The organism is Caulobacter sp. LARHSG274 (genome assembly GCF_052871235.1).
The window spans coordinates 26365-52702 of sequence record NZ_JBIXJO010000010.1 but is presented as its reverse complement, the minus strand read 5'-3'; the positions used below and the strand labels follow the sequence as shown (position 1 = coordinate 52702).

At 66.8% G+C, this 26338-nt stretch carries 20 protein-coding genes; 5 read left to right on the top strand and 15 right to left on the bottom strand.

Annotated features, from left to right (window positions below; translation table 11 throughout):
• Nucleotides 1-771 precede the first annotated feature (771 nt).
• The 8 genes from ACIPQB_RS16530 to ACIPQB_RS16495 form a co-directional block, all read right to left on the bottom strand.
• Nucleotides 772-1683, bottom strand: a complete 912-nt coding sequence (locus tag ACIPQB_RS16530) for a hydroxypyruvate isomerase family protein (protein ID WP_446486348.1) — start codon at nucleotides 1681-1683, stop codon at nucleotides 772-774.
• Nucleotides 1684-2079: 396 nt separating this feature from the next.
• Nucleotides 2080-3456 (bottom strand): hypothetical protein, encoded by a 1377-nt coding sequence (locus ACIPQB_RS16525; RefSeq protein ID WP_446486347.1) that lies wholly within the window; start codon nucleotides 3454-3456, stop codon nucleotides 2080-2082.
• Complete coding sequence (locus ACIPQB_RS16520; protein ID WP_446486346.1) at nucleotides 3443-3766, bottom strand: hypothetical protein; 324 nt, start codon at nucleotides 3764-3766, stop codon at nucleotides 3443-3445. Before ACIPQB_RS16520 ends, ACIPQB_RS16525 begins: the two co-directional genes overlap by 14 nt.
• Before the next feature lie 460 nt (nucleotides 3767-4226).
• Entirely contained in the window at nucleotides 4227-4664 is a 438-nt protein-coding gene (locus ACIPQB_RS16515; protein WP_446486345.1) for a GntR family transcriptional regulator, read from the bottom strand.
• Complete coding sequence (locus ACIPQB_RS16510; RefSeq protein ID WP_446486344.1) at nucleotides 4583-6103, bottom strand: glycoside hydrolase family 32 protein; 1521 nt, start codon at nucleotides 6101-6103, stop codon at nucleotides 4583-4585. The genes ACIPQB_RS16515 and ACIPQB_RS16510 overlap by 82 nt, the downstream gene beginning before the upstream one ends.
• A complete protein-coding gene (locus tag ACIPQB_RS16505) occupies nucleotides 6103-7470 on the bottom strand; it encodes a sugar porter family MFS transporter (RefSeq protein WP_446486343.1) in 1368 nt (455 codons plus the stop codon). The genes ACIPQB_RS16510 and ACIPQB_RS16505 overlap by 1 nt, the downstream gene beginning before the upstream one ends.
• 2 nt (nucleotides 7471-7472) lie before the next feature.
• On the bottom strand, nucleotides 7473-8441 hold the full coding sequence (locus ACIPQB_RS16500; RefSeq protein WP_446486342.1) for an ROK family protein: 969 nt from the start codon (nucleotides 8439-8441) through the stop codon (nucleotides 7473-7475).
• Between the two features lie 313 nt (nucleotides 8442-8754).
• Nucleotides 8755-9885: an ROK family transcriptional regulator gene (locus tag ACIPQB_RS16495; protein ID WP_446486341.1), complete on the bottom strand. Its 1131-nt coding sequence runs from the start codon at nucleotides 9883-9885 to the stop codon at nucleotides 8755-8757.
• A 350-nt stretch (nucleotides 9886-10235) separates the two neighbouring features.
• Between ACIPQB_RS16495 and ACIPQB_RS16490 the strand changes: the two genes are divergently transcribed.
• Nucleotides 10236-13040: a TonB-dependent siderophore receptor gene (locus ACIPQB_RS16490; protein ID WP_446486340.1), complete on the top strand. Its 2805-nt coding sequence runs from the start codon at nucleotides 10236-10238 to the stop codon at nucleotides 13038-13040.
• Between the two features lie 169 nt (nucleotides 13041-13209).
• On the top strand, nucleotides 13210-15417 hold the full coding sequence (locus tag ACIPQB_RS16485; protein ID WP_446486339.1) for a glycoside hydrolase family 32 protein: 2208 nt from the start codon (nucleotides 13210-13212) through the stop codon (nucleotides 15415-15417).
• 254 nt (nucleotides 15418-15671) lie between these two features.
• Here the strand turns inward: ACIPQB_RS16485 and ACIPQB_RS16480 are convergent, their stop codons facing one another.
• Both ACIPQB_RS16480 and ACIPQB_RS16475 read right to left on the bottom strand, forming a co-directional pair.
• Nucleotides 15672-17336: a hypothetical protein gene (locus tag ACIPQB_RS16480; RefSeq protein WP_446486338.1), complete on the bottom strand. Its 1665-nt coding sequence runs from the start codon at nucleotides 17334-17336 to the stop codon at nucleotides 15672-15674.
• Between the two features lie 142 nt (nucleotides 17337-17478).
• The gene (locus ACIPQB_RS16475; protein ID WP_446486337.1) at nucleotides 17479-18342 is read right to left on the bottom strand and encodes an MBL fold metallo-hydrolase; all 864 of its coding nucleotides are present in this window, start codon (nucleotides 18340-18342) and stop codon (nucleotides 17479-17481) included.
• A 73-nt stretch (nucleotides 18343-18415) separates the two neighbouring features.
• Here ACIPQB_RS16475 and ACIPQB_RS16470 point away from each other — a divergent pair, with 73 nt between their 5' ends.
• Genes ACIPQB_RS16470 through ACIPQB_RS16460 form a run of 3 tightly spaced genes read left to right on the top strand, consistent with a single transcriptional unit; the run spans nucleotide 18416 to nucleotide 20055 of the window.
• A complete protein-coding gene (locus ACIPQB_RS16470) occupies nucleotides 18416-18775 on the top strand; it encodes an ArsR/SmtB family transcription factor (protein WP_446486336.1) in 360 nt (119 codons plus the stop codon).
• Complete coding sequence (locus ACIPQB_RS16465) at nucleotides 18744-19274, top strand: rhodanese family protein (protein ID WP_446486335.1); 531 nt, start codon at nucleotides 18744-18746, stop codon at nucleotides 19272-19274. Before ACIPQB_RS16470 ends, ACIPQB_RS16465 begins: the two co-directional genes overlap by 32 nt.
• A gap of 4 nt (nucleotides 19275-19278) precedes the next feature.
• A complete protein-coding gene (locus ACIPQB_RS16460; protein WP_446486334.1) occupies nucleotides 19279-20055 on the top strand; it encodes a sulfite exporter TauE/SafE family protein in 777 nt (258 codons plus the stop codon).
• Between the two features lie 84 nt (nucleotides 20056-20139).
• Here the strand turns inward: ACIPQB_RS16460 and ACIPQB_RS16455 are convergent, their stop codons facing one another.
• The 5 genes from ACIPQB_RS16455 to ACIPQB_RS16435 form a co-directional block, all read right to left on the bottom strand.
• A complete protein-coding gene (locus ACIPQB_RS16455) occupies nucleotides 20140-21768 on the bottom strand; it encodes an ABC-F family ATP-binding cassette domain-containing protein (RefSeq protein WP_446486333.1) in 1629 nt (542 codons plus the stop codon).
• A gap of 185 nt (nucleotides 21769-21953) precedes the next feature.
• Nucleotides 21954-23306, bottom strand: coding sequence for an alginate export family protein (locus ACIPQB_RS16450; RefSeq protein WP_446486332.1), 1353 nt, complete (start codon nucleotides 23304-23306; stop codon nucleotides 21954-21956).
• Nucleotides 23303-23998: a YoaK family protein gene (locus ACIPQB_RS16445; RefSeq protein WP_446486331.1), complete on the bottom strand. Its 696-nt coding sequence runs from the start codon at nucleotides 23996-23998 to the stop codon at nucleotides 23303-23305. Before ACIPQB_RS16445 ends, ACIPQB_RS16450 begins: the two co-directional genes overlap by 4 nt.
• Nucleotides 23995-24423, bottom strand: a complete 429-nt coding sequence (locus ACIPQB_RS16440) for a DoxX family protein (protein WP_446486330.1) — start codon at nucleotides 24421-24423, stop codon at nucleotides 23995-23997. Before ACIPQB_RS16440 ends, ACIPQB_RS16445 begins: the two co-directional genes overlap by 4 nt.
• 2 nt (nucleotides 24424-24425) lie before the next feature.
• Complete coding sequence (locus ACIPQB_RS16435) at nucleotides 24426-26276, bottom strand: amidohydrolase (protein WP_446486329.1); 1851 nt, start codon at nucleotides 26274-26276, stop codon at nucleotides 24426-24428.
• Nucleotides 26277-26338: the final 62 nt, after the last annotated feature.

Here is a 26338-nt window from a genome sequence, read left to right as displayed (position 1 = left end):
CCATCATGGGATTGAAGGCCGGGCCCGGCTCTGTGTTCGAGGCACGGGTCGGCGGCGACCGCCGGAGGAAGCCGGCGGGGTTGGGGAGGCGGCGGAGCGCCCGGGCCATGCCCGGAATTGTTTGTTGGAGTACCGTTTCGACACGTCACGGGCGCTCCGCGCGGCCGGTGGACGGGAGCCATCGGGGCGCGGGGTTTTAACCCGCTCCCGAAGTGGGCCCCCGACGGGCGGAAGGCTGGCTGACCTTCCGGACCGCGCGGGCGATTTCAGCCCGCGCCTGTGGCGTTCGTCTTTCGGCTCCGCGGGTGTTCCCGCCGTCCGACCGGAAGACTGAAGGTCCATCCGGATCCTCCCGCCTCCCGCGCCGACCCGACAGGCCCCGCGCAACCGGCCGACGGACGCTTCCCGCTCGACCGCCCCCGCCGCACGTCAAGGTCGCCGGCCGGACGTCCTCCCCCGCGGTGGGGCAGTTCCGATTATGCCGCGGGTTTTTTCGCTGCGGATGATTTTGCGCCTACGCCCGGGTCATCGGGGCGTAAGCAGTTGAATTCGTTGCGGGCGGGGGTGGTCTATCCCCGCGGTGAAACGGGGATGGAGGGCCTTTTGGAGGGGTGACTTGCGCCAGGAGCCGACCTTGGAACTGCTCCAGATTCCAGACATTCGGTCGCCGGCATCGAAGGCGACATCCGACCCCGTAGCCCAGGCTCCATCACTCGCGACCGATGCGCTGGACCTTTCTTGCGCCATCGCCACCGCGTCAGCGGAGGGTCCTCATCCCCGATCAATTTCGCGGTAGGCGGCGACTAGGCGCTCCTCGCCGGGACGTCCGGCCAGGGAATTGCCATGCTCCATGCCAATCACGCCCTCATAGCGCCGGGACTTCAGCCACCGGACGATCGAGGTGTAGTTGATTTCGCCGGTCGTCGGCTCCTTGCGGCCTGGATTGTCGCCGAACTGCACATAGGCGACTTCGCTCCAGCAGGCCTCCAGCGTCGGGATCAGATTCCCGAACTGAATTTGCGCATGGTACAGGTCGGCGAGAACCTTCACGGCCGGGCTGTTTAAGGCGCGGGCGATCGCGAAACCCTGCGGGATCGTCTGCATGTATACGTTGGGATGGTCGATGCGGGTGTTCAGCGGCTCCATCACCATGACCAAACCCAGTGGAGCCACGATGTCGTTCGCTCGGCGCATCACGTCGATGATGCGCGCCGTTTGGATATCCAGCGGCGTCTTGGGATCCAAAAACCCGGTGACCACCGTCATGCACTTCGCGTCCAGCCGCTTGGCCACGTCGACGGACGCACGGATGTCGGCCAGGAACGCGTCGCGCTCCGCGTCATCGGGGCCGCCGAGCACGGGCCGGAACTGGGCCCACTTGGGCATGCTGGCGACGAAGACCCCCATTGTCATGCCGCGTTGCGTGAGCGCCCGCGCCATTCGCTCCTGTTCTTCTACAGGACGGTCCCGCGCCTGGTTGTTCTCCCAGGCAGTGAACCCCTGGTCCGCCGCAAAGGCGATCTGCTCGATCAGTCCGCCGCGGCTGGCGAAGCTGCCCTCATGGGGTGCGAAGGCGAGCGAAAAGCGCGCCGCGTTCGACCTGCCGCCCTGGGCGGCAGCCAGTCCCGGCGTCAGGGAGGCGGCGGCGCCCGCCGCAAGCACGGTTCGACGACGAATGATCATTTCCGGCTCCCCAGCTAGGCGACGATCGCGCCGGCAAAAGCCATCCCACGCCCCCCGCTGATCAACAATAGACGCCGAGAGGCTGGGCTCTTCAGATCGCCAGCGGGAGCGACATGCGCCAATAGCTGACCTTAGAACAACTCCAGATCCCGGACCTTCAATAGGAGAGCCGACGGCCACGTCCGCCCCACGGCCGTCTACATGGTCGTTTCAGCTATTCGCTGTGGTGCCCCGGCTTGAACTCTACGCGTAGCGCCAGGAACTTGCCTGTCTTGCGGTTACGCACGGCGTGTAGCCAGGCGGCGCCGAGGCAGCGCCGGTTCGGACACCGCGCCTTGGACGTCTAAGAGGCAGGTTAATGGCTGGATCCTTCATGACGACGTAAAGATGCGACGTTTAGAATAGGACCCCTACACCTGCCTCGATCTTATCTTCATCCTTATAGGTCTTGGTCTCGCGCCCCTTGCCGTAGGTTAGCCCCAAGTCCAGACCCAGGCCATTTTCAAGCCAGAAGCGATACTTCACTGTCGTGTCAAGGCGATGGACGTCCGGCGCCCTGCCCGAAATGACGGGAAGATAGCGGTAGCTGACCGAGGTGATGATCCCCGCGTCATCTCCCATCGGCGGCGCGATGTCGAACCCAATCGTAGCCCCGCCTGCGAGGAACTTGCCGTAGGTTTTGAAATCGGCTTTCCCAGCCTCGTCGACATAAGAGGCTTCGGCTTCAAAGCGGATACGACACCGCACTCTGAATTTGAGGACGCCTAGGGTCTGGGGCGCAAATCCACCAAGACCGCATGGCTTTCCATCGGCGATGGCGAAACCCGGAGTCGCGCCAAGACCCACAACGGCACGCCGCGAAGCCTTAATATCGTCGCTAACCCAACCGATACGCGCATCAACGAGCACCGAGCGCGACAGGGCTTGGTCGTAAAACAGCTGTCCTGCCGTGCTGAAGCCAAGTTCCCAAGCGTTGGTGTCATCGTCGTCAACCGCCTTTCCCGGATCCAATGGCGGTTCGGGCTTTTTGCGCGCCCGGCTCAGGCTGTAGTCGGCGTAGGCAAAGACCGGGGCCGTCCAGGTGTCGGGCGACAAGCGCAGACCCAAAACACCGTCGAACGTTTCGGTTCGATCGGTTTTCGACGAACCATCGTCCTGTTCGCTAATTTCGCGCTTATAGCCGAACTTGAAGGCGTCAGCCGTCTTTCGCTCTTCGCCGATCAATCCAAGCGCCTCGACCTTCCCGCGCAGCGCCAGACGGGAACGTTTGATAGGCTTGATGTACTGGTCCTCGACCTTTGGCGGCCCCTTCCCCACACAGGTCAGGCGCTGGTTATCAGGCTGAAACAACCAATTTGACCCATGGCCGGCGCCTTCGACCTTCAGCCCCGCATCCTCCGCTGAAGTTGGCGAATTGTCGGCCAGAAGATCTTCGGTGTCGGCGACAAGCGCCAGAATATTCGCCGTAACAGCCGGCCGCCTTTGAACCTCACGATTGCGCAGGAGCACCAAAGCGGCTTGATTGTAGTCGGCGACGCTCATCGCCTTGTCGGTCGGGTTCAGATCGGCGGGCGTCACGCCGGCGGCGGCGGCCACGGCGGCCGCGAATTCACGGTAGTCGACCGACTTGCCCGGCTCTATGCCCGCGCAAATGAGATTGATGGCGACGGATGGCTTTACGTCAGCTTGCGCCCAGGTGTTGTCGACCGCACCAGTCATCACACCCGCGCCGATCAACGCGATAAGGTGCCCGTAGGGCCTAACGGTGCGCATGTTGCGCCTGCTGAGCCAGATAGAGCTGGAGATTGCGTAGAGGCAGGCCACCGGAATTTCGAACCTCTATTTGGGTGAAGGTCACGCGCCGGGGTCGAATAAGCGTGTTGAAGTTCGTCAGGATCATTCCCAGGTGGAGCGTCCAGGTCGACAGATCCTGGCCCCAGCCCCCAACCACGCTCATCGGCTTGATCGCGCCCCAGCGATGTTGATCGTTCGCGGGATGGCGCGCGGCCACCATGGTCTCGATGGCCTGACCGGCGCGATCGAAATCGTCGCTGAGACCAAAGCTCTCCAGATCAAGCATCATGACGCCCCCCGGCAAAAATGCGCTATCGCCGAACAGCGTTACACGAAAGACGAGCGATGCCAATAGATTCAACCAGCGGGTCAGCCGCCCCCCTAGTTGCTGGTGGTGGAGCCGTCGGAGGTGCGTCTCAAATGCGCCGGTAGCGCGGTGAAGCGATCGGACCACCGCACGTCCGATCAACTTTGATCTGTGAGCGCTGCTAGCACACGCTCATACTGAGGGTTTATCTACGCCACTGATCGGCGACAGCTTCCACTACCTGTCGATCCTGAAGTCAGGTTAGCTGGCCGGGTCTGCGCCAGTAGCTGACATTGGGTTCTCTCCAGAATCCAGACATCCGCTCCAGGTCGTCGCGGCCTACCCGCGATGGCCCAATCCGGCGCCGTTGACCGTCGGCCTGAGGTGCAGGCCAATAAATCCAAGCGCACTAATCGCTGTATCTGGGCCGCGGGCGTCGGCGCTACCCCTGTTGCTGCTCGCAGATTATTGTCCCGACACGTGTTCGCCTCTGAATACGTCGCTCGGCTTCCAGCAGGGCGAGCGCGCCTCGCACCGTCAACCGCGAGACGCCACAGAGGCGCGCCAGATGGCGCTCATCAGGGAGCCTGTCGCCAATCCGCAGCTCGCCACTGGCAAGACGATCGCGGATCAGATTGTAGAGTTGCCGGTACCGCGGGGCCGCTCCTCCCGGCAAGGTCCAGGATCGGCCTGCCGAGTCCAGCGGCGCAATCTTGCATGGGTCGGTGTCCGGCGTCAGACCGATATAGGTCGTCACCCGGCGCGAACCACGCCGAGTGCTGACAAGCGAACTCTGCACTAAGGCACCTTCGACTTGTCCAGTGTCCAACCGTCGAATTTGCGAATCGTTGCGGTCCCGCCACGAGCGCTGGCCGACCATTTGAGCCCCCCGCCACCGGGGAAGAATCGGTCGGTGATCGTCGTTTGGCCATCATTGACGTAGAGCTCGACGATCGACTGGTCCACGAACGCGCGAAGACGCACACGACCCGACTTGAGGTCGACCGATGCGGTGTGGCGATCGGCGAACGCGTCGTGGAAATGGGGCCCAGAGCGCGTGCGGTCGATGAAGACCTCGTTCGTCTTCGGCGTCACGCCGATCAGGGTCTCGAACCCCTTGTCGTCGGTCAGGGCGATTTGGACCTGCTCAGCGCTGCCCAGTTCAAGCTCCAGATCTAGTTCGACGGAGCCGCCCTGAATCGGCAGCGCGGTCCTGTTTTCACCAAGCATGAAGGCGCTGGCTGACTGGTGACTGGAGCGAAGCGTCTCGACCTCCTGGACTGGCGCCTGCGTGATCCGATAGCCCTCAGGCGTCTGCTTGAGGCTGACGACCCGCGGCAGCGACATCAGACCGCGCGACGGATAGGTCGGGATGGCGTTGGCGTAGCGCCAGTCGTTGGCCCATCCGATCCAGATCCGGCGCGGGTCCGTCTTCGGAAGGTCGTTCCACGAGACGGCGGCGTAGAAGTCGGCGCCATAGTCCATCCACTGAGGCTCCCGGCCCCAGCTCGGATCCGGCGTGAAGTGGACGCCGTCGAAGTTTCCGACGAAATACTGGCCGCCCGAGCCGCCGCCGACCCCGCTGTCGCCAAGATTGATGCCGAGCACCCAGCGCTTTTCGCCGGGACGGCCGCCCTCGACGGGCAGCTCGATCAGGTCCGGACACTCCCAGTTCTTGCCGCGCCCGCCGGCGGGTCCGAAGTCGCTGGCGTGGGTCCAGGTCTTCAGGTCGGGCGAGGTGTAGATCGAAAGACGGTTCTCGACCGCCCGGACAGTCAGCATCACCCAACGCCTGGTCGGCGCGTGCCAGAAGACCTTGGGGTCGCGAAACTCGGTGGAGCCGATGTCGAGCACCTTGCCGTGGACGGTCCAGGTGCGGCCCTTGTCATTGCTGTAGGCGATATATTGCGACTGGTTCTTGGTCTTGGGATCATAGCCGGTATAGGCCGCCACCATCGGCGGACGGCCGTTCTTGCCAAAGCCGCTGGTGTTGTTCCAGTCGATCACCACGCTGCCGGAGAAGGCCATGACGTCCGTCTCCGGGATCGCCACCGGCAGCTCTTCCCAAGTCACCAGATCGCGGCTGACCGCGTGGCCCCAGCTCATGTGCCCCCAGCGATCGCCATAGGGATTGTACTGGAAGAACAGGTGGTACTCGCCTTCGAAATAGACCAGCCCGTTGGGGTCGTTCATCCAGTTGCGGGCTGGCGCGAAATGGTAGGCCGGACGGACCTCGTCGGCGAAAGCGGCGGGCGCGACGGGGAGCGACGCGCCAGCGCCGATCAAGGCGGCCGCGCCAAGGGTTAGCAGACGACGCATCAGTGCCCCCTCCGGAAGTCCATGTCCTCGAGCGCGACGCCGTTGGTCTCGGGCATCACCTTCCAGACCCAGAGGAACTGCAGCAGCATCATCGCGCCGAAGAAGGCGAACACCCAGCCGCCGACATGGGCGGCGAACACCGGAAAGGCCCAGGTGATGGCGGCGGCCATGACCCAGTGGGTGGTGCTGCCCAGGGCCTGGCCCTTGCCGCGCACGGCGCTGGGGAAGACCTCGGAGATGAACACCCAGATCACCGCGCCCTGGGAGACCGCGAAGGCGGCGATGAAACCCAGTAGCCCGCCCAGGACCAGGACGCCGTTCGGATGGGCGCTCTCCAACTGCAGCCCGACCAGGATCAGCGCCGCCGCCGTGGCGATCGAGCCGACATAGAGCAGCGGCTTGCGGCCGTACCGGTCGATCAGGAACAGCGCCAGGATCGTGAACACCAGGTTGGTGCCGCCCACCGCCACCGATTGCAGCAGCGCGCTGTCGGCCCCCGCCCCGCCCAGTTGGAAGATGCGCGGCGCATAGTAGAGCAGCGCGTTGATGCCCGAGAGCTGGTTGAACATGGCGATGGCGATCGCGCAGGTCACCGGAACGGAATAGGCCGACTGGAAGAGGCTGGGCTTGGCCTTGCCGGCGTCCCGCTCGGCCGCCACCCGCATATGCACGACCTCGCCGTCGGGGTCAGGAAAGCCCAGGCGGGCCATCACCTGGCGCGCCTCGTCGTCGCGACGTTGAACGACCAGCCAGCGGGGGCTGTCGGGCAGCAGGAAGGTGACGACCAGGAACAGCAGCGACGGCGCGGCGACGATGCCGAACATCCAGCGCCAGGCGACGTCGGGGCCGGCCAGGCGGGCGATCGCGTAGTTGGACAGGAAGGCCAGCAGGATGCCGAAGACGATGTTGAGTTGGTTGAGCGCCACCAGGCGGCCGCGCACGTGGGTCGGGGCGACCTCGGCGATATAGACCGGAGTGACGACCGAGGCCGCGCCGATCGCCAGGCCTCCCAGGAAGCGGAAGGCCAGAAAGGCGTACCAGTCGCCCGCCAGACCCGCGCCGAGCGAGGAGACGACGTAGCAGACGGCGACGATCAGCAGCATGGGCTTGCGGCCGAAGCGGTCCGATGGCGCGCCGGCGACCAGCGAGCCCAGCACGGTGCCGATCAGGGCCGAGGCGACAGTGAACCCCAGGGCCCCGTCGGTCAGGGCGAACCGCGCCTGCAGCGCCGCCGTGGCGCCGGAGATCACCGCCGTGTCGAACCCGAACAACAGGCCGCCCAAGGCTGCGCCGAGGGCCGCGAGAACCATCGCCAAGGTGACCCCGGGCCGGATGGGCGGCGCGAGCGCCGTGTCGATCGTCGTCATGATCAGGAGACCTTCGAGAGCGTGGAAACGGAATTCTGATGCGCGCCGAGAACCCAGTGCATCGGCCATTGGCGAGTGATCAGGCGATGGGCGATGGCCAGGGCGCCGGTCAGGCCGGCCGAGGCGCCGGCCGTGGGCTCGGCGACATAGGCGTCGATGTCCAGGCCGCGCAGACTGGCGTCATAGCCGGCCAGCTTGGCCTCAAGCGCGGTTCTGACCCGTGGGTACATGTCGGCCTGCTGCATGACGCCGCCGCCGACAATGATCCGATCGGGCCGGAGAATATAGGTCAGGGTCGCGCAAAGGCCGGCGATGTAGTCGGCCGCGATGGCCCAGGCCGGGTGGCGAGGCGGCAGTTCCTCGGCCGGGACGCCCCAGCGCGCCTGCATGGCGGGGCCGCAGGCCAGGCCCTCCAGGCAATCGCCGTGGAACGGACAGATGCCCTCGAAAGCTTGGTCGCCGGGCGCGCGGGGCAAGCGGATGTGGCCGGCTTCGGGATGGTTGGCGCCGGTGTGCGGGACGCCGCCGAGCAGATGGCCGACGCCGATCCCGGTGCCGATGGTGACATAGCAGAAGGCCCCCAGGCCCTGGCCGCTGCCAAACAGATATTCACCGACCGCCGAGCAGTTGACGTCGGTGTCCAACGCCACCGGCACGCCAAGGGTGCGCTGGAAATGGCCCAGCAGATCCACATGGCTCCAACCGACTTTCGGGGTGGAGGTGATCGACCCATAGTCAGGCGCGGTCGAGCGCAGGGACAGCGGCCCGAAGCTGCCGATCGACAGCGCCGCAAGCGGCCCGTGCCGGGCGCCGGCCTGGGCGAAGAAGGCGTCGACCGCGCCAAGCGTCTCGGCCGGGGTGGTGGTGGCGATGCGCACCTGGTCGAGGATCACCCCGTTCTCGTCGGCGACCCCGCACAGGAACTTGGTGCCGCCCGCTTCGACGCCGCCGAACAGTTTGGGATGAACCATGAAAGATACTCTTGGAAGGTCCGATGAAAAAGACGCCGCCCCGGACCGGCAGGAACGGCCGGGGCGGCGGCGCTCAAGGCCGCCGGGAAGTCGGGTTCGCGCGGAGGGTCTGGTCAGGGAGGAGGCCAGGCGTTGGCGCGGCCAAGGCGGAGAGCGCACAGGTCGCAGACGCGCGGAAGCACGGTCGCAAAGACATTCGTTTCCTCTCAGGCGTCTTGGGCGACGCACTCGTTGCTGACCGCGATACGGCGGTGCGCGACTAAATCTACTGAGGTGATTTAGTCTGTCAACGGGAGAAGGCGAAAAAGCTTGGCTAAGCGACGTCGCCCTTGAGCAGCGACCCGAGGTTGGGGGTATAGCTGGCGTAGAGCGGCAGCAGGCCGGCCCCCACCGCGGGCGCGGTGTCGCGGATCTGGCCCACCAGCATCTGCGGCTTGAAAAAGTCCTTGGGCGCCGTGGCCGCCGTTCGCGCTTCGACGCGCTCGGCCAGCAACCGGAGCGTGGTCTCGTCCAAAGCCCCGCTCAGCACGACCGCATCAAGATCAAGGAGGCTGTTGGCGCCCAGGATGACAAAGGCGATGGCCTGGGCGCAGGTGTCCAGCCAGGCGGCGCGGACCGCTTCGTCGTCGCCTTGGCCGAGCGCGGCCTCCAGGCTGTAGAGCGAGGCGCGATGAAGCAGGAAGTCCTGCCCGCCTTCGTCGGGAATCGGCATCGACGCCAAGGCCGCGGCGTTGCCATGTCGGCCCTGGTGGATCTGTCCGCCCAGCACCAGACCTCCGCCGACGAAGGTGCCGACGTGGAAGTAGAGATAGTTCTCGACCCCCAGGCCGACGCCGCAAAGGAGTTCGGCCAGGGCCGCGGCGTTGCCGTCGTTCTCAAAGAATACAGGACAGTCCAGGCCCGAGCGGAAGGCCTCCTCGACATCGGCGCCCCAGTCTTTGGCCTGGTCGGGCGACACGCCGATCTCCTCGCGCCAGGCGCCGATGAACCACGGCATGGCGATGCCGACACCGAGGAAGGCCTGGCGTTGCTCGGGCTCAAGCGCCGCCAGCTGCACGCGCGCGAACTGCGCGACCTCGGCGATGACTGACGAACGCTCGGGGAAGGCCATCGGCCGGGTCTGGGTGGCCAGCACCACGCCATTGAAATTGAGCAGCACGCAGGTCAGACGGCTGCGACCGACCTCGACGCCGATGGTGTAGCCGTTCTCGCCGTTGATCTTGTAGATCGTCGAGGGCTGGCCCATCCCCCCGGTCCGTCGGCCGGCGACCATCAGGAGCCCGTCGGCCTGCAGGTCCTCCACGATCCGCCAGGCGGCCTGGGGGGACAGGCCGGTGATCTTGGCCAGGTCGGCCTTGGACGCCCCGTCGAGCCGGCGAATGGTCGAGAGCACCAGGCGCTCGTTGTAGCGGCGAACGCCGTTGGAGTTACTGCCGCGGCCCATGGAAGGTGACGCCCCTGATCCTGTCTGACCGTTCATGATACGCACCCGCTCCCGAGTCGCCAGCGCGCTTGTCGGCCTTCGAACTGCTCCCTCCCCGCGTTTTGCAGGGCGGCCGCCAGGTCATGCGCGCTCCTGATCCGGAGCGCAAACCCGCCCTGCCGCCGCTTTGGAATCCCCGCGCTTGAGGCACGGACGATCGACTGGGGCAGGCTCGCGCGGCTCGGCCACATGGCGACGCTTTTTCGCAAGACCGGTTGACAGACTAAATCACTTCAGTAGCTTTAGTCGCATACCGTCGTCATGCCGGTTGGAAGGAACGCGCCGAAAAGGCGTCCTCGGGAGGGAAACCAGTGTCTCTGAAAAATGCATTCCGCACGTCGGTGTCGGCGGCCGTCCTGTTCGCCGCGACGGGCGCCCTGGCCCAGACGGCCGCCCCGGCCAGCTCCTCGAACCCGGAGGCCGTCCAGGTCGAGGAAGTCGTCGTCACGGGGGTGACGGCCGGCACCCGCAAGAAGGACGCGACCTTCTCGATCAACACCCTGACGACCGAGGAAATCCAGCGCCTGGCCCCGATCAGCACGGCCGACCTGCTGGCCAATATTCCGGGGCTCTACACCGAAGGCAGCAGCGCCGGCGAAGCCAGCAACAACGTCACCGTCCGCGGCCTGCCGGTCACCGGCGGCTATCGCTACGCCCCGCAGCTGATCGACGGTCTGCCGGTCTACGAAGAGCCGGAAGTTCAGTTCATGAACAACGACGTCTTCATCCGCACCGACCTGATGACCGACCGCGTCGAGGTGGTGAAGGGCGGACCGGGCGGCATCCTCTATTCCAACGGCCTGGGCGCGACGGTGAACTATGTCACCAAGACCGGCGGCCAGAAGTTCGAGGGCGGCTACCGGCTCGAAGTGGCCGACTACGGCTTCGTGCGCAATGAGGCCTTCGTCTCCGGCCCGATCAACAAGAACCTGACCTTCGCCCTGGGCGGCTTCTATCGCGTCGCCGACGGCATCCGCGACAACGGCTACACCGGCGACCACGGCGGCCAGATCCGCGGCAACATCGTCTATACCAGCGACGACGGGGCCACCGAGATCCAGGCGCACGCCCTGTTCCTCAACGATCACACCGCCTTCTACCAGAACCTGCCGATCTCGGTGCCGCGGCTGTCGGGTCCGGGCACGGCCGACGACCCCACCAAGATCGACCAGGACACCATCGAGCCCCTGGGCATCGATTTCGCCCACGGCACGGTGGCCTCGCCGTTCAACCGCCACTTCACCCAAATGGGCGAATACGGCCAGCGCGACATCGACCTGGCCGACGGCATCCACCCCAAGTTCAACGTCTTCACCCTGAAGTTCTCGCGCGAGATGGGCGATGGCTGGACCTTCAAGGGCGGCCTTCGCTACACCAGCGGAACCAGCGACTTCAATACGATGTTCACCGGCAACGACACGGCCTATGCGAAGGATTTCCTGAACGTCCGCCTGCAGAACGACGTCATCTCGCCCGCCCATGGCGCGGCGCTCAGCTGCAACCTCAACAACGCCAAGCTCCGGGGTTTCTTCAACGTCCCCACGAGCAATCCGTGCGCGGCCTTCGCCGGCATCAGCCGCGAGGATTTCATCGCCAACTATTCGAAGGTCGCCCGGGTCCAGGGCTACTATCTGGACAACGGCCAGGCCGTCGCGCCCGACACCTATCTGAACTTCCTTCTGCCGTTCATCGCCAACGTCAAGGCCGACAGCGCCTCGATGGACCTGCAGGTCCAGAAGACGTTCAACTGGCTGGGCGAACACAAGCTGACCGCCGGAGGCTATGGCAGCAGCTACACCTATGACGCCAATTTCCAGGCCAGCCTGCTGGTGTCGAGCATGGGCGAGCCCTCGCGCCTGGTCGACCTGCGAGGCCTGGACGCCAATGGCGCGATCGTCGGCCCGAGCCTGACGAGCGGCGGCGCCATCCTGCCCGGCTTCTTCGGCTTCGTGACCGACTCCAGTTCGCGCGGTTACGCCGCCTATCTGCAGGATCACTGGGAGACCCTGGACAATCGCCTGAAGCTGGACCTGGGCGTGCGGTGGCAGACCCTCAAGACCGATCTCGTGCGTCGCGACCGCAACGTCCTCTTCGATGCGACGCCGGCCAGCGTCGTGGTCGGCTCCACCCAGGACACCACCGCAGATAACGAACTGTCGGTGCCCGGCGCGCCGCGTTACCTCGACAAGCGCTTCAGCGCCGTGGGCTGGTCGGTCGGCGCCAACTATTCGATTTCCGATCCGATCGCCGTCTACGGTCTGGTGTCGCGCTCGTTCCGCCTGCCCAGCCTTGAGGACCTCAACGAATTTCGGGTCGACACCACCCAGCAGGTCGGCTCCGCGACCATCAAGCGCAACCAGATCGAACGAATCTGGCAGCTGGAAACGGGCCTGCGCTATTACAAGTCCAAGTTCGACGCCTCGGCGGCGGTCTACTACAACAAGTTCACTCCGCGTGACTTCGTCAATGTCTACCGCGACTTCCAGTCGCCGCAATGCGCGGTCACCGGGGCGGTGCCGCAGATCAACACCTGTCCCGAGGTCGGCGAGGTCTATCAACGCGGGGTCAAGAACTTCGGCGCCGAGGTCGAACTGGCCTGGCGTCCGATCGACGGGCTGGAGCTGAAGGGCGCGGTCACCGTCCAGGACCCCAAGATCACCAACGCCAACTACAAGATCACCCGCGAGGTGCGCGACGCCGCCAACGTCCTGACCGGCTATGAATATGTCGAGATCGGCGAGGATGGTCGCCGCCCCCGTCGCCTGCCGACAGTGATGGTCAACTTCACGCCGTCCTTCGACTTCAGGCCCCTGACCGGCGTGCCGGTGTCGGTGTTTGGCCAAGTCTACTACTATTCGTCGCGCTTCTCGGAATCGACGGACTTCAACGTCACCCAGTACCCAGCCTACTACATCGTCAACGCCGGGGCGGCCTGGGCTGTGACGCCCAACCTGATGGCGCAGTTCAACGTGGCGAACCTGACCAACCAGCTGTCGTTCACCGAAGGCGATCCGATCTTCTCGGACCTGCTGTCGCCGGACGGCGCCCGCAACCGGGGCGTCGCCCGGCCCCTGTTTGGCCGCACCTACCGCGCCAGCCTGACCTACCGCTTCTAGGGGGCGTCGGCCCGGGTCGCCACGGCGCCCGGGCCGACATCCCCTCGGACTGGGCGCTTGCCGCTCCCTCTGCAGGGTTGGACCGCTCTTCTTGTCCCCAACTCGGGCCCGGACGTCTCAGGCGCCCGGGCCCTTTTTGCGCCCTCGCCCCAAGCTTCGGGAGAACCCCATGCGCCGCGTTACGGTCCTGCTCGCCGCCCTGCTTCTTTGCACGCCGAGCCTAGTCGCCCACGCCCAGGACGCGGTGACCATAGGCTTCGATGAGGCAGGCTTCCCCGGTCTCCATAGCCAGTGGCCCACCGAGATCGTGCCAGGGGCCCAAGGCGGCGCGCTGCGAACCGACGGGTTCACGACCTGGTGGGAGCAGCCGCTTCAGCTGGAGGGATCACGCTTCGTCGGAGCCTCCCTGTGGGCGGCGCTGGAGAGCTATCCCTCCGATCGGGAGGTCCCGGCGCGCGAGGCGACGCCCGCCTCCTTCCTGAACCAGGCCGACGGCAAGCGCGGCTTCGACCTCTACATCGACACCTACGGCCGCTGGGGCCTGAGACTGGCCACCAGCCGCGGGATGGAGACCCTGGCCGCGCCCGCGCGCTTTCCCGTCTACCAGTGGACGAAGATCGGTTTTTCGGCCGACCCGGCGACCGGAACGATCGCGCTCTTCCAGGACGGCAAGGTCGTCTCCACCGGCCGCTTCAAGGCCGGCGCAGCCTGGCTGCCGGCCCAGGCGCCGCTGAAGCTGGCCAGGAGCTGGCGCGACGCCAAGATGGGCGAGGCGCGGGTCAATCTGCTCAACGGCGCCTTCGATGATCTAACGGTGTCGCAGGATGTTGGCCGGGCCGACGCGCTGCAAGCGCGCGACGCCGAGCCTGCCGCCTCGATCAGCCAGTCGCTGGCGACGCCGGCCTCGCGCTTCGCCGCCGATCCCCTTCGGCCGCGCTTCCACGCCATACCGCCGGCCAACTGGACCAACGAGCCGCACGGCCTGGTCCTGGTCAACGGCCGCTATCACCTCTTCTACCAGCGCACGCCCAACGGCCCGTTCAAGACCCAGATGCACTGGGGGCACATGTCCAGCCCCGACCTGGTCAACTGGACCCACCAGCGCGACGCGCTGTTTCCGACCCTGCAGACCGACACGGTCGGGTTCGACATGAAGGGGATCTGGTCGGGCGACGTGATCGTCAGCGGCGGCCAGGCCCTGGCCTACTACACCAGCGTCAATCACGGCGGCGTCTTCAATCCCGGCGTCTCGGTCGCGGTGAGCAACGACCCCAAGCTCCAGCATTGGGAGAAGCGCGGGCCGATCCTCGACACCGCCCAGGTGCGGGATTTCAGGGACCCGTACCTGTGGAAGGAAGACGGCGCCTGGAACATGATCATCGGCGCGGCCTACGAGGGCCACGGCGGCTTGGACTACTACCGCTGCGAGGACGGCGACGGGCCGACCTGCTGGAAGCATCGCGATCGGTTCGCCGCCACGCCCTTCCAGGCGATGGACGAGCCCGGTTCGACGATCTGGGAGATGCCCGTCTTCGAAGCGCTCGGTGATCGCCGTGTGCTGGTGGCCAATCCCATCGGCGGGCGGATCTCGAAATACGGTCTGGCCGCAACCCGAGCGGTCTATTGGGTGGGTGAATGGGCGCACGGGGCCTTCACACCTGACGCCTCCGCCCCCCAGCCGCTCGACGTGATCCCCGGCCATCTGTCGCCGGCCGTGGCCCGTCGCCCGGACGGCGTCCTGGTGGGCATCGGCATCGTCGACGAGCGGCGCAGCCCGCAGGCGCAGATCGACGCCGGATGGGCTCACACCTTCTCCCTGCCGCGAGAATGGTTCCTGACCAGCGGCGGCCACGCCCTGGGCCAGCGTCCGATCGAAGGGCTGAAAACGCTACGCGCCGATGCGGTCGGCGCCGCCCAATCCAGCCTGGTCGTACGCGGCGAGCGGCTGCTCGGCGACTTCGGGCGTCAGGCGGAGCTGCAGGCGCGCTTCGTCGCCGGCGCGCGGGCGCCGTATGGGGTGGTGATCGGCGCCAGCCCCGACGGCCAGGAGCAGACGCAGATCCTCTATGATCCGGCGACCCGGGAGATCGTGGTCGACAAGAGCCGGTCCACGCTGTCGATGAGCGGCGAAGGCCCAGAGGTCCTGCGCGGCAAGCTCGACACCCAAGCCTTCGGCGAGCCCCTGGCCTGGCGGGTGTTCGTCGATGGCTCGGTGGTCGATGTCTTTCTGGGGAACGGGGCGGCCTTCTCGTTCCGCATCTATCCCTCGCGCGCCGACGCCTCGCTGATCGGGCTGGCGGCGCAGGACATAGTGACGGTGGAGAGCGCCACGATGTGGCGGCTCAAGGCCGCGAAGGTCGACTACGACTTGGACTGAATATTCTGTCGCCCGACGAGCGCCACGAGCGGACTGTGGGGCCGCTCCAGGAAGCAGATATTCGCGGTGCTGATCCGTTTAGCTCAGACTGCAAGCCATAGCGGCGCCCGCGGCTCCAATATATGTAGCCTGGCCCCGACGGCCGCAGCGATGATCGGCGAGGTGACCTGAGGAAGGGGAGGCCATGCTGGCAGTCCAACACGGACCCACTCGCGCGCCCTTCGGACAGACTCCGCCGGCAGAGGTTGGCCGCCTCAATCGCCGCCCGACTGGGTGAAGACGTTGGTTGGAAAATCATCGAAAAGCGCGGGATCACCATACTCGCTGCTCACCAGCCTGATGCTGCTCTCGATCAAGTCGGGTTCACCCTCTTCGAGCGGGCGCGGATACAACCGGCACAGTGCCGAGATCGGGACACGGATGTCGCCCGCATGCTCCCATTCCCGCAGCCGTTCCTGGTAAGCGGCGACACGCATATCCGCCGCCTCTGCCCGAGCGCCCTCCACGTAGGCGACGTAGACGATTCCAGTCGCGCCGGGGGGAATCTGGCTCGTCGCGCCGAGGAAAAGGTTCACGGGCGCCCAGGTGCGTTTGCGCATGGCCGAGTCCGCGGCGTTGCTCCACAGCAAGCCAACGGGGCTTTGGACGTCAAGGACCGTGCCACCCCGGGCGTTGGCGATTGAACAGCACAGCCCGTCCCACTCTGGGAGGTCGGTGTTCCAGCCGAACACCGTCTGCAGCATGGTCGGACTGTAGGCCCGGGTCTCTTCAGGCAGGATGCCGCGCCGCGGGAGTTCGCGGAACGCGGCCGTCCCCCATCCATAAGCGAGAGGACGCTCGGGGTGGGCGGCCAACCGCTGGCGGAAGGCCGCAGCCGCGACGTCTTCGAGGCTAAGGTCCTTGGCCTCGACCGTCAGCCGCAGCTCGAACACGCCGGCCACACCTCGTGTACGCGCCAGCTGGCGAAGGCGAAAGAAGAGGTCGCGCATCAGCGCCTCCTCGTTGACCTCGTATTCCGATAGCGGCGCCTGCCGCTTGCATTCGATGACCAGCGGGAACGGGTCTTCGCATGCGAGGTCCGGCGACTTCTCCGCGGTCTCGGGAAGGAAGGAAACCTTGCGGCCCTTTGCGGCGCAGGCGGCCGCTGTGAACAGCTCCAATATCGTCGCGTCGACGCCTGCGCTGGCCCCGGCCCAGAGCCGGCTCAGGCGCCCATCCACATCGCCGCCGACCGCGCCCAGGTTCTTGAGCTGCGACGCCAGCTGCACGACGGTGGACGCCTGGGTCGCCCCCGCAAAGTGATCGTAGGCCGTATGGCCGTCCCGATAGTCACGTGCGTTGTAGATCGCTTGGCGGAACCGGTGGATTCCCGGCGCTTCGCTTTCGGGCCGCAAGCCCTTGGTGATCGACAACACACCATTGGGCCCGAATAGGTCATCGAGGCGCGCACCGTCGACCGGCTCTTCGTCGAGCCACCCGTTCGGCAATAAGGCCTCGATGGTGTCGACGGCATTTCCGATCTGGGCCCAGAGGTCGGCCGTCGGCGCAATGAGATCGGCCGTCAGCGCCGCGCGCGGGATTTGCTCAGAGCCGCCAACCCGCGCCGCCTCGATCTCTGCAATTTCGTCATCTGTGATCCCCAGCATGGCCCGCATCGCGGTCAGCAGGCCTTTCCACTCGTCGAACAGCGCGCGGGTCTCTTCCTGGGCCGCGTCGAGGGTTTCCTTGTCCGCGGCAGACCGCGTGCGCGCGTAGCGGCGCCGGGCGGCGTCAAGGGCGGGGAACGACGCCTTCAGCGCAACATCCGCGGCGTCCACCCGCGCCTTGAGCTCGAATAGGGCTTCTGGGTCGAACCCGCCCCTCTCGGTGTCGTCCGACCCCGGCATAGCGGCCGCGTCCCCCGGAATGAACCTCTGCAAGATAGGCATCTTCGCTGCGGCGGAGCTGCCTGGCTAGGCCAACGGCCGCCCCTTCGTCGACGCGCCAAGAGCAGAACTTTGGGTCGCTCCAGTTTCCAGTCGTTCGTCTTTCGCCTAAGCGTCGACCGCTCGGACCGACCTCCTACCTCGCCAACCCGGTCAGCGGCAGCTTGAGAAACACGTTGCCCGCAGCGGTGGGCTCCGGAAGCGCACCGGCTCGGATGTTGACCTGCAAAGCGGGCAGGATCAGCGTCGGCGCCGCCAGGGTGGCGTCCCGGGCCTGGCGCATGGCCACGAATGCGTCCTCGCCGACACCGTCATGCACATGGACGTTATGGGCGCGCTCCTCGGCCACGGTGGTTTCCCAGCGATGATCGGAACGCCCAGCCGGCAGATAGTCGTGGCCGACGAAGATCCGCGTCGTCGGCGGCAGGTCCAGGACCTTCCGGATCGATCGGTAGAGCGTGCGCGAGTCGCCGCCCGGGAAGTCGGCGCGGGCCGTGCCGTAGTCGGGCATGAAGAGCGTGTCGCCGACGAACGCCGCGTCGCCGATCAGATAGCTCAGGCAAGCCGGCGTATGGCCGGGCGTGTGCAGGGCCTCAATGTCCAACTCGCCCAACGAAAGGGTATCGCCCTCCTTCATCAGCACGTCGAAGACGCTTCCGTCGGCCGCCTCGTCAAACTCGAACACAGGGATGAAGGCCTTCTGCACTTCGACGATGGCCGCGCCGATGACGATCTTGGCCGCAGTCTTGCGCCGGATGTAGTCAGCTGCTGACAGGTGGTCGGCGTGAGCGTGGGTTTCCAGCACGTAGACCAGCCTCAGGCCCCGCGCCTCCACGGCGGCCAGAATGGTGTCCGCCGAAACGGTCGAGAGCCGCCCCGCCTTGGGCTCGAAATCGAGGACGGGATCGATGACCGCCGCCGCTTGCGTCATCGGATCGACGACTAGGTAGCTGGCGGTGGAGGTGGCAGGATCGAAGAACGCTTGAACGTCGGGCCGCATGGTCGAGCCTCAGGGCGGAGCCACTATATATATTAGTTCTTGCTAAATTAGCATAGTGGAATATATCGCGCTCATGTTCGATCTCTCACGTTTCGGTGTCAGCCAGTTCGAGGCCAGCGCCGCGGAAGCCGCCAAGCTTCTGCGCGCCCTGGCCAACGAGCGCCGACTGATGATCCTGTGTCAGCTCGCCGATGGCGAACGGTCGGTGGGGCAGCTTTTGCCGCTCGTCGGCCTGTCGCAGTCGGCGCTCTCGCAACACTTGGCGGTGCTGCGTGAGGAAGGCGTCGTGGCCACCCGCCGCGAAGCCACCAGCGTCTGGTACCGGATCGCCGATCCCGCCGCTCTGAAGGTGGTCGGCACGCTCGCGGAGATCTTCTGTCCCCCTGGCAGGAGCGCCGACGATGACCCCTCCCCTGATCCCCCTAAAGCCTGACGACGCCGCCCGCCGCCTGGCCGACCGCCGCGCGATCCTGGTCGATATCCGCGAAACGGACGAGTTCGCCCGGCGTCGCGCGCGAGGCGCTCTGTCGCGCCCGCTCTCAAGCCTGGACGCCGGGGGCCTGGGCCTGGCCGACGCGCGCGAGGTGATATTCGCCTGCCGCTCGGGCATGCGCACCAGCGCAAACGGCGCGCGGCTGGCCGCCGCCTGTGGGACGCAGGCCTATGTGCTGGAGGGAGGGCTCGACGCCTGGGACGCCGCTGACCTGCCCGTCGAGGTCGACGTCAGGGCGCCGCTGGAATTGATGCGCCAAGTGCAGATCGCCGCCGGCCTGCTGGTGCTGGCGGGCGTGATCCTGGGTCTTCTCGCTTCGCCGTGGTTCCTCGGCGTTTCGGCTTTCGTCGGCGCGGGCCTCACCCTGGCCGGCGCCACCGGCTTTTGCGGCATGGCCCGGCTCCTGGCTCTGGCGCCGGGGAACCGGCCGACGGCGTAGGGTCATGGACCAGATCTCGACCTACGGCGTCGCGGTCCTGAGCGGGGGTCTGGTCGCGTTCCTGCTGACTGTCTTTGGCGGCGGGGGCTCGGTGCTGGCCACGCCCCTGCTGCTCTACGCGGTGGGCATGCAGGACGCTCATGTCGCGATCGGCACGTCAGCCGCCGCCGTGGCCGTCAATGCGGCCGTGGGCCTGGCCGCTCAGGCGAAGGCCGGTCGGATTAAATGGCCCTGCGCCCTGACGTTCGGCGCGCCGGGTCTCTTCGGCGCGCTGGTCGGCGCCCACATCGCCAAGGCCTTGCCGAGCGACACGCTTCTGGTCTGGTTCGCGGCCGCCATGGCCGCAGTGGGCCTAGCCATGTTTCGCAAGCCCACCTCGCTCGGCGATCCGGGCATCCATATCGACGCCGGCAAGGCGATGCGGCTGGCGCCCGTTGGCGTGTTGACGGGAACGGCCGCCGGCTTTTTCGGAATCGGAGGCGGGTTCCTGGTCGCGCCGGGCCTGATGGCGGCGACCGGCATGACCCTGGCCAACGCCGCGGCCTCGTCCCTTGTCTCGGTCACCCTGTTCGGCGTGGCGACCAGCGCCAGCTACGTGACCTCGGGCCTGGTCGATGGCCCGATCCTCCTGGCCCTGATCGTCGGAGGCGCAGGTGGCGTAGCGTCGGGTGCGCGTCTGGCGCCGAGCCTGGCGACCAGGGCGCTGCTGGCGCGACGCCTGTTCGCCGCCATGATTGTTCTGACCGCGGCCTATGTCGCCTGGCGCGCACTGGCCGTCTGATAGGTCACTCAAGCCAACGCGCGTGGCTCGGTGTGCGCCAAAAGCTGACCTTCACTCGCGCGCCCAATCCGGGCGATAATCCCGCTAGCCGCCCGGGTGCAGTCCCGGCGCTTCCTGGCCCGTGCGGGTGACATATTCCGTGTAGCCGCCGCCGTACTGATGGACGCCCTCGGGCGTCAGTTCCAGCACGCGGTTCGACAGGGCCGCCAGGAAATGGCGGTCGTGCGAGACGAAGAGCATGGTGCCTTCGAAATCCGCCAGGGCCGCAACCAGCATCTCCTTGGTCGCCATGTCGAGGTGGTTGGTCGGCTCGTCGAGCACCAGCAGGTTGGGCGGATCGAACAACATCTTGGCCATGACCAGACGGGCCTTCTCGCCGCCGGACAGCACGCGGCACGGCTTTTCGACATCGTCGCCGGAGAAGCCGAAGCACCCCGCCAGGGTGCGCAGCGCGCCCTGCCCTGCCTGAGGGAACGAGCGCTCCAGGGACTCGAAGATCGTCTCTTCGCCATCCAGCAGGTCCATGGAGTGCTGGGCGAAATAGCCCATCCTGACGCTGGCGCCGATGTTGACCGAGCCCTGATCGGGCTTGGTGTCGCCGGCCACGAGCTTCAACAGCGTCGACTTGCCGGCGCCGTTGGCGCCAAGCACGCACCAGCGTTCCTTGCGGCGCACCAGGAAATCCAGGCCCTCATAGATCGGCTGGGCGCCGTAGCCCTTATGGATGTTGCGCAGGTTGATCACATCGTCGCCCGACCGTGGCGGGCTCTGGAAGTCGAACTGGACCGCCTGGCGGCGACGCGGCGCCTCGACGCGTTCGATCTTGTCGAGCTTCTTGACCCGGCTCTGGACCTGGGCGGCGTGCGAGGCGCGCGCCTTGAACCGCTCGATGAACTTGATTTCCTTGGCCAGCATGGCCTGCTGGCGCTCGTACTGCGCCTGGCGTTGCGCCTCGCCGAGCGCGCGTTGCTGTTCGTAGAAGTCCAGATCGCCGGAATAGGTAATCAGCGAGCCGCCGTCTATCTCGACCACCTTGCCGATGATGCGGTTCATGAACGCGCGGTCGTGCGAGGTCATCAGCAGGGCGCCGTCGTAGTTCTTCAGGAAGGCCTCGAGCCAGATCAGGCTTTCCAGGTCCAGGTGGTTGCTGGGTTCGTCCAGCAGCATGCCGTCGGGCCGCATCAGCAGGATGCGGGCCAGGGCCACGCGCATCTTCCAGCCGCCGGACAGCAGGCCGACGTCGCCGTCCATCCGTTCCTGGCTGAAGCTCAGGCCGGCCAGCACCTCGCGGGCCCGCGCCTCCAGCGCGTAGCCGTCCAGTTCCTGGAAGCGCTCCAGCACCTCGCCATAGCGTTCGAGGATGGCGTCCAGTTCGTCGGCCTGGTCGGGATCGACCATGGCCGCCTCGAGCCTGGCCATTTCGGCGGCCAGCGCGCTGACCGGACCCACGCCATCCATCACCGCGGCGACCGCGCTCTGGCCCGACATTTCGCCGACGTCCTGGCTGAAATAGCCGATCGTCATGCCGGCATCGATCGCGACCAGTCCGTCGTCGGGCTGCTCCTGACCGGTGATCATGCGGAACAGCGTCGTCTTGCCGGCGCCGTTCGGGCCGACGAGCCCGACCTTCTCGCCCTTCTGGACGCCCATCGAGGCTTCGATGAACAGGATTTGGTGGCCGTTCTGCTTGGAGATGTTGTCGAGGCGGATCATGGGGCGGTCTGCTAACCCGGGTGGAAGGAGAACGCCAGCCTTGGAGCCATAGCAATTCCAGGCGCGACGGATTGGGCCATCCATCCCGACCCACTCGCGCCAACCAATACCGAAGCTCGTATGACCGGCGGGCCGCGCCATCTCCGTTGGAGCTTCATAGGTCGGCCCCGGGGCCGCAAGCTTCCTCAAAAGCGGTACTGCACGATCGCCATCACGAAGTCGCCGTCGCGACCGCCGGCCGCCTTGACCGCCGCATCGACCTCCTGGCGAAGCGCTTGGACCTGGAGCTTGACGTTCCGCGTCGCCTGCCAACTGGCGTCGGCCTGCAGCGCATGTCCCACCGCCTTGGCCCGCGAAGCCAGCGAGCCTGACAGCACCACGGACGGCTGCAGGTAGACCGCGTCGCCGCCGGTCTGGCGGGCGCGATCCAGATAGCTGACCTCGAGGGAAATCGCCTTGGTGGGCGACAGCCCCAGGCTTGGCCGGATCGCCATCAGGTTGGACCAACTGGTCAGGCTGCTTTCGTTGAAATAGGCGCCTTTCGGAAACAACGGGTTGAAGGTCTGCAGCCGGCCGTCGTTGGGATCCTGGTCGCCCGAGCCGGCGTCGAGACGCAGGCCGATCCGAGGCTTCCAGGGCGCGGCCAGGGTGTAGCCGCCGCCGACCGATCCGCCCCAGGCGCGGATCTTCCGCCCGGCGAAGGTCCCGCGCTGGATCATGCCCTCGGCCTCGAAATCGGCCGCGCCGAGCTGCCCGGCGAGGCGCGCGCCCAGGCTCCTGCGGCGCTCGTTCCCGGTCACCGCGCCGAACCTGGCGCCATCGCGATCAAGCTCCAGCGCATAGACGTCGAGGTTGAGGCCCCTGGCCAGACGGCTTGCGGCATAGACGCCATAGAAGTGCTGCGCGCGATTGCTCGGATCGTTGAACGCGCCGCGCGCGATCGTGACCGGCGTGACGTAGAACGCGTCCAACCGCAGCCCTTTGGTCTGGCGGGTCGCCCGCAGGCCGTCGAAGCTCTGGCGGATGTTGGGTCCCTCCCGCACTGAGACAAAGCGCTGGGTGGGGCTGAACATCAGTTCCTGCCGCCCCAGTCGCAGACGCCAGAGCCGGTCGGGGTCGGGCGTCAGGTCGACGAAGGCGACCTGCGCGTCCAGGCCGTCGCGATCGGTGAGCGCCGGAGCGTCGGACTTGCCGACGTCGCGATGCCAGCCCAGCTCACCATAGACCCTTATGCGGTCGTTCAAATGCAGGTCGGCGCTGAAGAGACCCCGGACCAGGCCGTAGGTATCGGCCTGTTCGCCGGCGACGCCGAAGCGCGGGGCGTTGATCGCGTCGATTCTCAAGCGGGCCTCGCCGCCAAGGGTCAGATAGGCGTCACCGCCGATCGGTATGTAGCGTAGGGGGTCCAGGCCCGTGCGTTCCGCCGTGGCCAGATGGCCATAGGTCTCGTCGGAACGGACCGGCTTGAAGGGCTCGGCGGCCTGGGCGGCGCAAACGCTGGCCAGGACCGCGGCGAGCGCGGTCGCGGCGAGGTTCATGACCGCTCGCCCCGAAGGGCGTGAAGGATCGCCAGCACCGCCACCACGACGACGCCCAGCGCCAGGCTCCAGGCGCCGGCGACCAGCACCCCGATCGCCCCGCCCATGGCGCCGAGCGCAAAGGCGGCCACGGGCGGCCAGGTCTTGCGGATCCGCGCCTTCAGCGCCTCGTCGGGACGACCACGGGCGATGGCCAGGTCGACGATGTCGATCGCCATCTGGGTCACGTTGCCGGTCATCATGGTGGTCGGCGCCAACTGGGTGAAGACGACACGCGCGCCGACGTTCTGCACCGCCATGGCCGCCACCCCGGTCAATCCGGCCAGCATGACGGGCGGCGCGTCGGCGCTGGCGGCCGGCAGGGCCAACACGGTCAGCAGCATGAAGACCAGCAGCAGGACGGCCTGCAAGGCCAGGACCAGGACCTCGCAAGGCTGCCCTCGGGCGTTGCGCCAGCGGATCAGGGCATAGGTGGCGGCCACCGCGCCGATGAACACCGGCAGGGCCAGGAGCTTGGCGGCCAGGCCGCCGGCGTCGCCCGCCAGGCCCACGCCCAGCATGACGATGTTGCCGGTGGCGTGGGCGACGAACAGGCCGAACAGCAGCACGAAGCCGATCACGTCGACATAGCCGCCGACAAAGGCCATGCCCACGCCGGTCACGCCGGCCAGGCGGGTCGGAAGGGGGGTCATGCGGCGCGCTCCCGTCGGTCCAGGGCGGCGACCAAGACGAAGCCGCCGATCAGGCCCAGGTGCTCGAAGAAGGCGTTGGTCGCCATGAACCGATCGTGCCCCGCCGCCATCGCCCAGAAGGCGTTGGCGCGGAAGGCGGCCAGAAGAGTGAAGACCCCCAACATGCCCGCACCCAGCCATGCCCAGCGGCGCGCCAGGATGAGCAGCGGTCCAACGATCTCCACGGCGATCGTCAGCACCGCCCAGAAGGCCGGCGGGGACATGCCGAAATGGGTCTGCTCGGCGACCGCTCCAGCGAAGTCGCCGAGCTTGACGACCGCGCCGACCAGATAGGCGCCGACCAGGGCCAGGCGGGCGACATGCGCCGTGGGCGGCCAGTCGAGGATGGCCTCGACGGCGCGCGGGGTTTCTCGGGCGCTGGTCATGATCACACCGCCCAGCAGCCGCAGCCCATGGCGCCCCAGAACGAGCGCGCATCACTGGTCGGGGCTTCACTGGTGTAGGCCGCCGCGTGGTCGTGACCGTGGACGTTGCAGTTGCTGGCGCAGCCGCAGGCCGAGGCCAGGGCGCGAGCGTGCCCCCTTGAACGCTCCTGGTAGCCGCCGAAGGTGCGCACCGGCGACCAGTCGGGCATAGGCGGCGGCAAGACCGGGGCCAGCTTGTCGTACTCGCCCTGGCCATGGACCACCTTGCCGCCCAGCAAGGTCAGCACCGCCGACAGATGCGGGATCTCGTCCTCGGGCACGGTCATGTAGTCGTCGGCGAGCACCGCCAGGTCGGCCAGTTGGCCCACGGCGATCTGGCCCTTCTTGCCTTCCTCGTTGGAGAACCAGGTGTTGGCGGTGGTCCACAGGCGCAGGGCCTCCTCGCGGTCGAGGCGGTTGGCCGGCGGATAGAGCCGCGTGCCGCCCACCGTCTTGCCGGTCACCAGCCAGCTCAACGAGACCCACGGATTGTAGCTGGCGACGCGGGTAGCGTCGGTGCCGGCTCCCACCGGGACGCCGGCCTTCAGCATCTTGTTGATCGGCGGTGTCGCCTCGGCGGCCTTGGCCCCATAGCGCTCCATGAAATACTCGCCCTGGAACGCCATCCGGTGCTGCACGGCGATGCCGCCGCCCAAGGCCGCGATACGGTCGATGTTGCGGTCGCTGATCGTCTCGGCGTGGTCGAAGAACCAGTGCAGGCCGTCAAACGGCATGTCCTTGTTGACCTTCTCGTAGACGTCCAGCGCCCGCGTGATGGTCTCGTCATAGGTGGCGTGCAGCCGCCAGGGCCAGCGGTTCTCGACCAGGTGGCGGATCACCGGCTCCAGGTCGGTCTCCATGTTGGCCGGCATCTCGGGCCGCTCGACACGGAAGTCCTCGAAGTCGGCGGCGCTGTAGACCAGCATCTCGCCCGCGCCGTTGTGGCGGTACTTGTCGTCGCCCTGGCTCGGCTTGACCTGCTTGGACCAGCTTTGGAAGTCGGACAGCTCGGCCTTGGGCTTCTGGGTGAACAGGTTGTAGCTGATACGCAGGGTCAGCTGGTCGTCGGCGTGCAGCTTTTCGACGATTTCGTAGTCGTCGGGATAGTTCTGAAAGCCGCCGCCGGCGTCGATCACCCCGGTCACGCCCAGGCGGTTCATCTCGCGCATGAAGTGGCGGGTGGAGTTCAGCTGGTATTCTGGCGGCAGCTTGGGACCCTTGGCCAGGGTGGCGTAGAGGATCGTGGCGTTGGGCTGGGCCAGCAGCAGGCCCGTAGGCTCGCCCGAGGCGTCGCGCTGGATCTCGCCACCGGGCGGGTTGGGCGTGTCCTTGGTGTAGCCGACGGCGCGCAGGGCGGCGCGGTTGAGCAGGGCGCGGTCGTAGAGGTGGAGGATGAACACCGGCGTCTCGGGCGCGGCGGCGTTGATCTCGTCCAGGGTCGGCAGGCGCTTCTCGACGAACTGGTGCTCGGTGAAGCCGCCGACCACCCGCACCCATTGGGGCGGCGGGGTGTTGGCGGCTTGCTTCTTCAGCATGGCCATGGCGTCGGCCAGGGTCGGCACGCCGTCCCAGCGTAGTTCCATATTGTAGTTCAGCCCGCCGCGAATGATGTGCATGTGGCTGTCGATCAGGCCGGGGATCACGCGGCGGCCCTTCAGGTCGATGATCGTCGGATTCGGGCCGGCGACGCCGCGGACCTCGCCCTCCTCGCCGACGGCGGCGAACCTGCCGTCGCGGACCAGGGCGGCGTCGGCGCGCGGGTTGCTGCGATCGAGGGTCGTGAACTTGCCGTTGACGAGCAGCAGGTCGGTCATGGGGCCGGGCCTCCGGGGCTGGGCTAAAGCGGAACTGGACAGGAAGGCCGCGCCGAGCGCGA